This window comes from uncultured Candidatus Kuenenia sp., assembly GCF_900696675.1.
Lineage (GTDB): Bacteria > Planctomycetota > Brocadiia > Brocadiales > Brocadiaceae > Kuenenia > Kuenenia stuttgartiensis_A.
This window is the reverse complement of sequence record NZ_CAADGZ010000154.1, coordinates 1-6,831: the sequence shown is the minus strand read 5'-3', so window position 1 is coordinate 6,831 and position 6,831 is coordinate 1. Positions and strand designations below refer to the sequence as shown.

Below are 6,831 nucleotides of genomic sequence, written 5' to 3'. Positions count from 1 at the left end.
TTTCTTGACCTTCCCATCCTCACGGTACGATTCCCGCAGAAGGGTAGATCGATAGATTTTTTTACCGGATTTTGACTTGTTCTCTACAATATGCATGTCCACCATTGTACAGATAACAACCATTATCCGTCAAGTATATTGTCGTATAATAACAATATATTAGTGACTACATATTTATTAAAAATACAGCCTTAACAAACTATGTATTAAGCACTTATGCGTTTTGGCAGGGGTGAACATCCGTTGTAACTTCCAAATAACCGATATTCTGCAACAGCCTCATCGATGGTTAATCCGTTTTCCGTTAATAAATTCTTATGTGAAGACATATTGGGATCATCTATCAGCCCGCGGCATCCCACACATCCATCATTGTATGTAGGACATATAGCCTTGCAACCAGCTCTTGTTACAGGGCCCAAACAAATCATGCCTTTTTCAAAGAGACACACGTTTTCCTTCATCTGGCATTCCACACATACAGGATAGCCTGGTATACGGGGCTTTCTTTCCTGAAGAATCGCCTTTACCACTTCTACAAATTCATCCTTGTCTATAGGGCAGCCGTGTATGGTATAATCAATCTTTATGACTGCTTCAATTGGCCGTGCCGGTATGGTATCAAAATTATTCGCCATATTCCCGTAAACGATTTTTTTCACGTCATCCATTTCATAATGGTTTTTTAAACAATTAATGCCACCGATCGTTGCACAAGCCCCTAAAGCAACAACAATCTTCGCCGTATCACGTATCTTTTTAACCTGCTCAATCTCTGAATTTCTGGTTATACTACCTTCAACAAACACCAAATCATATTCATCAGATTTTTCACTCATGGCCTCTCTGAACGTTACAATATCAACCAGATTAACAAGATCGAAAAGCTGTTCTTCTAATGCCAAAACGGTTAACTGACACCCCTCGCAACTGGTAAATGAAAAAAAGGCAACTCTTTTTTTGTTCATAGCGCTTCCGGAAGAAATTTTAACGTCTGATAGCTAAATTTAGGTCCATCAAGACATACATATACACCGTTGACCTGACAATGGCCACACTTTCCAACGCCGCATTTCATACGCCTCTCCAGTGACAGTATTATATTGGTTGCCGGAATCCGTTTTTCCTGAAGTTCGAGTAAAGCATATTTATACATTACAGGTGGCCCCACCACTAATGCATATGTATCCTGAGGATCCAGTTTGAGAAACGGAATAAGTCTGGTAACGACGCCCGTTTTTCCTGACCAGTTTTTATCAGGCCGACTTGTTGTAATGGTCAATTCTAAGCCCTCTGTTTTATTCCATGTTTCCAGCTCATCCCTGAACAGTACTTCTTCAGGGGTTTTTGTTCCATAGAGAATAATTACTCTCCCGAAATCATGCCTTTTTTCAAGCACATAATAAATCATCGACCGCAAGGGCGCTAATCCAAGCCCTCCCGCAATAAATAAAATGTCTTTCCCCTTTAATTCTTCTATTGGAAAACCATTGCCTAACGGACCACGTATCCCCAGGTATGAATCAATTTCAAGCCTGTGAATTGCTGAAGTTACATCCCCAACTCTTCTGATACATACGCCGATACTGTCTTTGTCAAATGGAGATGACGATATTGAAATAGGCGCCTCGCCCACTCCAAAAACCGACAGTTGAACAAATTGCCCCGGGATAAAAGAAAATTCTCTTTGATTTTCCAAACGTATTTCAAAATATTTTTCCAGCTCTGTGAGACGTCTAATACTCACAATCTTTGCTATTTCCGGGAGATAGATTGAATTATTGCTTATCATTTTTGCTTATTATTGTTTATAACTGCATTTACGGTTTCTGCAACATCTATATGTACGGGACATGACCTGGAACATCTTCCACAACCAACGCAAAATGATGTGCTGTGTTTTGTCATTAAGTAATTAAACTTTCGGTTAAACCTGTGCCGTAATCTCTGACCTCTCGTTGGTCTGAAATTTTCGCCTGTTGCAACTACAGAAAAATCTTTTAATGTACAAGCATCCCACTGGCGGCGTCTCTCTCCTGATGTCATAGTTAAATCCACACAATCAAAAACATCAAAACAATAACAGGTTGGGCAAACAATATTACATCTTCCGCATCCTAAACACCTGTCATTTAGTTCATCCCAGACAGGATCGTTATCTGCATTTTTAAATAATGAAGGAAGATTTGATACCTCTGTCAAAAATTTTTTCTCAAATCGTCCCTTGCGTTCTTCTTTCATACGGCAAATCTTTTCATCTTCATGTTTTCCCGCATGTATAAAACAAGCATTTTCTTTGATAATAACTTCCCCGCGTGCAGTTCCAATGGAGGCATAAAAACAATCACCTATGTCGGTTAATAAAATATCAAATCCTTCTTCTACGTCCAAACATCCGACACTTTCACAATAAGCATACTTATAGCAGGGCTTCATGCAATCAATTCCAATGATGATGGTATTTGCACGTTTTTGAGTATAATTTTTGTCTTCACGATCGGCAGTAAACACCTTATCGAGCAATTTAATCCCATGGATATCACAGGGACGGACGCCAAAGATTACCTGTTTTTTTGATTCAATCACGGATTTTACATCAGGATAAGGGGCGGTAGAAAAGCTTAAGAGCGTTTCTCGTTGGGGAAAAAGGTATTTTTTGGGAGGAAGCAATGTAGGTATATAATTATCAAGTGGGTCGGAAAATGTCTCTATTTCATCAAAAATATAAAACCCTGTTTCTTTTTGCTTAACACCGTAAACCGTATATTCTTCTTTTAGTTTCTTTAAAAAAATATCTATGTCTTCTTTTTTAATCAATATAGGCATATTTATCCAAAGTATTCCTGGTGCGGAGTAGCCGCAATCGAATTCGAATATCTAATATCAAAACTCGAAACAAATCCTAAATTCAAATATTTGAATGCCCAAAACATTTTGAATTTTGTTCATTTAAATTTGATTCGGATTTCACGCTTCGGATTTTGGCTTTTCAGATTTATTCGTGCTTGAGTATAAATTATACCCTCTTTTAGTAACCATGTAATTCTGAAATGTGAACGAAGAGGCATTTCCAATGATCACGATTGTCATCATATCAATTGAATTTTGGTCCATTTTGCCTAAAGTAGTAATGGCTATAGACTCCCCTTCTCTTTTCGCATTTTTCACTACTCCTACCGGTGTCGCAGCGTTTTTGTATTTCAAAATAATTTCGACCGTCTTTTTAAGCTGCCAATTCCTTTGAGAACTTTTAGGATTATAAATAACCATTACAAAATCAGCTTCTGCAGCGTTTTTCACACGTTTTTCAATTGTTTCCCATGGAGTTAATAAATCACTGAGACTTATTACAGCATAATCATGCATCAGTGGTGCGCCAAGAAGGGCCGCGGCAGCATTGGCAGCGGGAATGCCAGGAATAATTTCCAGCGGCAAGCAAATATTTTCTTTGTGCAACATTTCCATAACAAGGCCAGCCATACCATAAACACCAGAATCTCCGCTACTAATGAGCGATACTATTTTCCCTTTCAGCGCTTCCCGAATAGCCAATTCTACACGTTCAACTTCCTTGCGCATCGCCGAGGAGATAATTTCTTTCCCGCTGGTAATATCACGTAACAAATCAACATAAAGGCGGTAACCTATAATAGTATCAGATTTTTTTACCGCCTCCAATGCCCTCACACTCATGTCTTCTTTAGAGCCTGGGCCTATACCTACCACATAAAGTTTTCCCTGGCAATGGCTATTGTTATTCCCGGATATTTCTGTTTCTTTAAAATTAATTGTGTTTTCCTCCCTGCTAAAAGTGCAGATGGTTCACAGACACCCCAGACGCCTATCTTTTCTTTTACAAAAGCTGACTTACTGTATTCCTTTATACAAGTGCCAATTTCAGGTAAAGACACAACGTTCAGCGGTATCCTAAGTTCATCAGAAGCTTGCAATAATCCCGGTTCTTTTGCTTTAATTTCAACCGTAGAAATTAACCTAACGTTTTCTATTCTCAGGGAAATCTTATTAAGAGCGTCTTCAATTGCCTTTTTTACTTCATGCGAAGTAATCCCTTTTTTACATCCAATTCCAACAATAATATCTTTGTGCGCTTCAGTCCCGGTAGTAATAACAGCACTCGAATGTAATATACAGGCAACTTTATACGCCAGCATATTTGCGCCACCTTCATGCCCTGAAAGCAAACTGATTATATAACGCCCCACATCATCCACTACCACTATCGCAGGATCTATATATTTGTTTTTAATACAGGGAGCAATCACCCGAACCACTATCCCCATAGCCATTACAAATATTATCCCGTCATAATCATTGAATAATTTCCCGACTAATTGGTGAAGCGGTTCATTAAAGTACACAGCATTATTCAAATTATCTCCGGCATTAACTATCTCATTTTTATCGTCGGAGTTAAAGATATACACTGAAGGGGTGGTATCTATATACGAAACAATCCTTTTCGACGTCTCAACCCCTTTTTCAGTTATTGTTATAATCGCAATATTCAAGAAACCCTTAGCTCATAATAAATTCTGCTATAATGTAACACTTTAGTTTTTTGAAAAAGTAGGGGCGAAGCATTTGCCTTAAATTGTTATAAATACATTTATGCCCAAACTGACAAATGCTTCGCCCCTACGCCGTGTGGCAAACATCGCTATTATTTGAGTTTTTCAAAAAACTAAATTGTAACTACGTTTTAGTACTTTTCTCTTTCTCGTGCTTCTCAAACTCTTCAAGAAGTTCCCTTTGTCTTTTTGTTATATTTTTAGGTGTTTTAACTATCACTCTAACATACTGATCGCCGTGTCCGTGCCCCCTTAAATATGGCATGCCACTGTTACGCAACCGAAATAATGTGTTGGTCTGAGTACCCTGCGGTATCTTCATTATAGCATTTCCATCCAAAGTAGGCACTTCTACTTTAGAACCTAATGTTGCATCAATTAACGAAATTTCTTTTTTAATATACACATCATTCGCCTGTCTGCGAAAAAAAGGGTGCGGTTGTATTGAAATATAAACATATATATTTTCTTTCAAACGTCCACCGCTTTTGTCCGGTGCTATTCTTAATGTCGTGCCATTATCTACACCAGGAGGTATTTTTATTTTTATTTTGTCCAGTCTTTGAATTTCACCAGTGCCATGACAACTCTGGCAGAATTTCTCTATAATTTTCCCACGCCCATTACATACAGGACACACACCAATCTTAATTATTCTGCCAAATTCTTGCAATTGTTCCTGTTTCACTTCTCCGCGTCCATCACATCTATTACAAATTTTTAAGCTTGTGCCCTTTTCCGCTCCAGACCCATTACAGTCACCGCATTTTTCCATATGTGGAATAGCCACTTCAGTACTAACCCCTCTATATGCCTGCTCTAAGCTGATTTCTACTTGTACGCGTCGTATCTTTCTTTCCGGCTTTCCATATCCACTGGTCCTGGCGCCAAAAAAATCAGAAAATATATCGTGACCAAATATATCTTCCAAATCATTTATATGGGTAAAATTCTGCCAAGAAAAACCCTCTTTCCCAAAATCAGATTCGACTCCGGCATAACCATAACTATCATACTTTGCACGTTTGTTATCGTCAATCAGCACCTCATACGCTTCAGATATTTCTTTAAATTTTTCTTCTGATGATTTTGGATTATCTTTATTAAGATCCGGGTGAAATTTTTTAGCCAATCTTCGGTATGCAGATTTTACATCTTCCTTAGAAGCATTTTTCGCAATACCTAATAAATCATAATAGTCTTTTTTTTCTGGCATAATTACAATCTGATGATAAATTTGTTTAAATTATTCATTTAAAAACACGGAGACCTCTTACCTACTTCTTAATTCGATTAATTATTTAACGTTATCTTTTAACTGCGCACCCCTAACCTGCCAAAGCCAGAACCAAACAAGCAGGAAAACGGCCTACAGTTGCCAGTCATTTGTCATTGGTCAACCGCGGATTGCCAACTGTATATTGGACGATTAGATATTTTGTTAAAAAAATGCAAAGAAATTACTGATAAGATACCAAGCCTCCGATGATTGAGAAATTCCGTTTCCCCGTAAAATAGATAGCCTCCATTGAGGTCATCAAAGCAATGGTAATATGTTTTTTTGTTTTAAGTAAAGCTTATAGCAAAATATTTTTCAAGAAAATATCATACTCCATAAGAGATTACAAATAATAAAAATTACACAACGAGCACAAAGGAATGCACCGATTCAAGCTTGAATCTAAATATTAAAATTGGTCGCCTGTTCGTGGTCAGCCACGCCATTTACAAAAATACCAGGAAAGCACACGCTTCCCAACCCTTCAATCTACCACCATCCCAGCTCTACAACAACTTGGTGCGCCTGGCAGTCGTTCACGAGTGGGATACAGCCTCGACCGGCTCCCGCCTCGCCGGCACCATTTACCTCAGTGCCGTCCAAGGATACGCTGACCACCTGCTGTGAATTTTCAACTACACGGTTGACGATGATATGGTAGACGGTGTCGCGATAGCGGTAGTGAATTTTGTACGATGCCCAATGGGCTGGAATACATGGTACGATACGCAGAATGTCCACTTCAAGTTGCAGGCCCAGCAAGGTTTCAACTGTCAGCCGGTACATCCAGCCAGCCGCCCCGGTGTACCATGTCCAGCCGCCGCGACCGATGTGTGGCGATGCACCATAGATGTCCGCACACATGACGTAAGGCTCGACCTTGTAGCGTTCGATGGCCTCAGGCGTGCTGCCATGATTGATGGGATTGAGTATGCCGAAGAATTCCCACGCGCGTTCCATGTC

The 6,831-nt window shown here is 39.2% G+C and carries 7 protein-coding genes; all 7 read right to left on the bottom strand.

Annotation, left to right across the window (positions count from 1 at the left end):
* Nucleotides 1-206: 206 nt before the first annotated feature.
* Nucleotides 207-968, bottom strand: a complete 762-nt coding sequence (locus QZT26_RS15505) for an oxidoreductase (RefSeq protein ID WP_295103431.1) — start codon at nucleotides 966-968, stop codon at nucleotides 207-209.
* Nucleotides 965-1,792 carry an FAD/NAD(P)-binding protein gene (locus QZT26_RS15500; RefSeq protein ID WP_295103429.1) on the bottom strand — a complete coding sequence of 276 codons (828 nt, stop codon included), beginning with the start codon at nucleotides 1,790-1,792 and terminating at the stop codon, nucleotides 965-967. Before QZT26_RS15500 ends, QZT26_RS15505 begins: the two co-directional genes overlap by 4 nt.
* On the bottom strand, nucleotides 1,789-2,826 hold the full coding sequence (locus QZT26_RS15495) for a 4Fe-4S dicluster domain-containing protein (RefSeq protein ID WP_099326635.1): 1,038 nt from the start codon (nucleotides 2,824-2,826) through the stop codon (nucleotides 1,789-1,791). The genes QZT26_RS15500 and QZT26_RS15495 overlap by 4 nt, the downstream gene beginning before the upstream one ends.
* Nucleotides 2,827-2,967: 141 nt before the next feature.
* Nucleotides 2,968-3,726 (bottom strand): precorrin-3B C(17)-methyltransferase, encoded by a 759-nt coding sequence (gene cobJ / locus QZT26_RS15490; RefSeq protein ID WP_099326634.1) that lies wholly within the window; start codon nucleotides 3,724-3,726, stop codon nucleotides 2,968-2,970.
* A complete protein-coding gene (locus QZT26_RS15485) occupies nucleotides 3,720-4,529 on the bottom strand; it encodes a cobalamin biosynthesis protein (RefSeq protein WP_295103425.1) in 810 nt (269 codons plus the stop codon). Before QZT26_RS15485 ends, cobJ begins: the two co-directional genes overlap by 7 nt.
* A gap of 184 nt (nucleotides 4,530-4,713) precedes the next feature.
* Nucleotides 4,714-5,805: a molecular chaperone DnaJ gene (dnaJ, locus tag QZT26_RS15480; RefSeq protein ID WP_099326632.1), complete on the bottom strand. Its 1,092-nt coding sequence runs from the start codon at nucleotides 5,803-5,805 to the stop codon at nucleotides 4,714-4,716.
* A 552-nt stretch (nucleotides 5,806-6,357) separates the two neighbouring features.
* Nucleotides 6,358-6,831: hypothetical protein (locus QZT26_RS15475; RefSeq protein WP_295103423.1), on the bottom strand; the 474-nt coding region annotated here is incomplete at its 5' end.

What these genes read in the sequence shown, in the direction of transcription:
- QZT26_RS15500 (WP_295103429.1), bottom strand. Translation starts at nt 1,792, where the DNA reads ATGATAAGCAATAATTCAATCTATCTCCCGGAAATAGCAAAGATTGTG.
- dnaJ (WP_099326632.1), bottom strand. Translation starts at nt 5,805, where the DNA reads ATGCCAGAAAAAAAAGACTATTATGATTTATTAGGTATTGCGAAAAAT.
- QZT26_RS15495 (WP_099326635.1), bottom strand. Translation starts at nt 2,826, where the DNA reads ATGCCTATATTGATTAAAAAAGAAGACATAGATATTTTTTTAAAGAAA.
- QZT26_RS15505 (WP_295103431.1), bottom strand. Translation starts at nt 968, where the DNA reads ATGAACAAAAAAAGAGTTGCCTTTTTTTCATTTACCAGTTGCGAGGGG.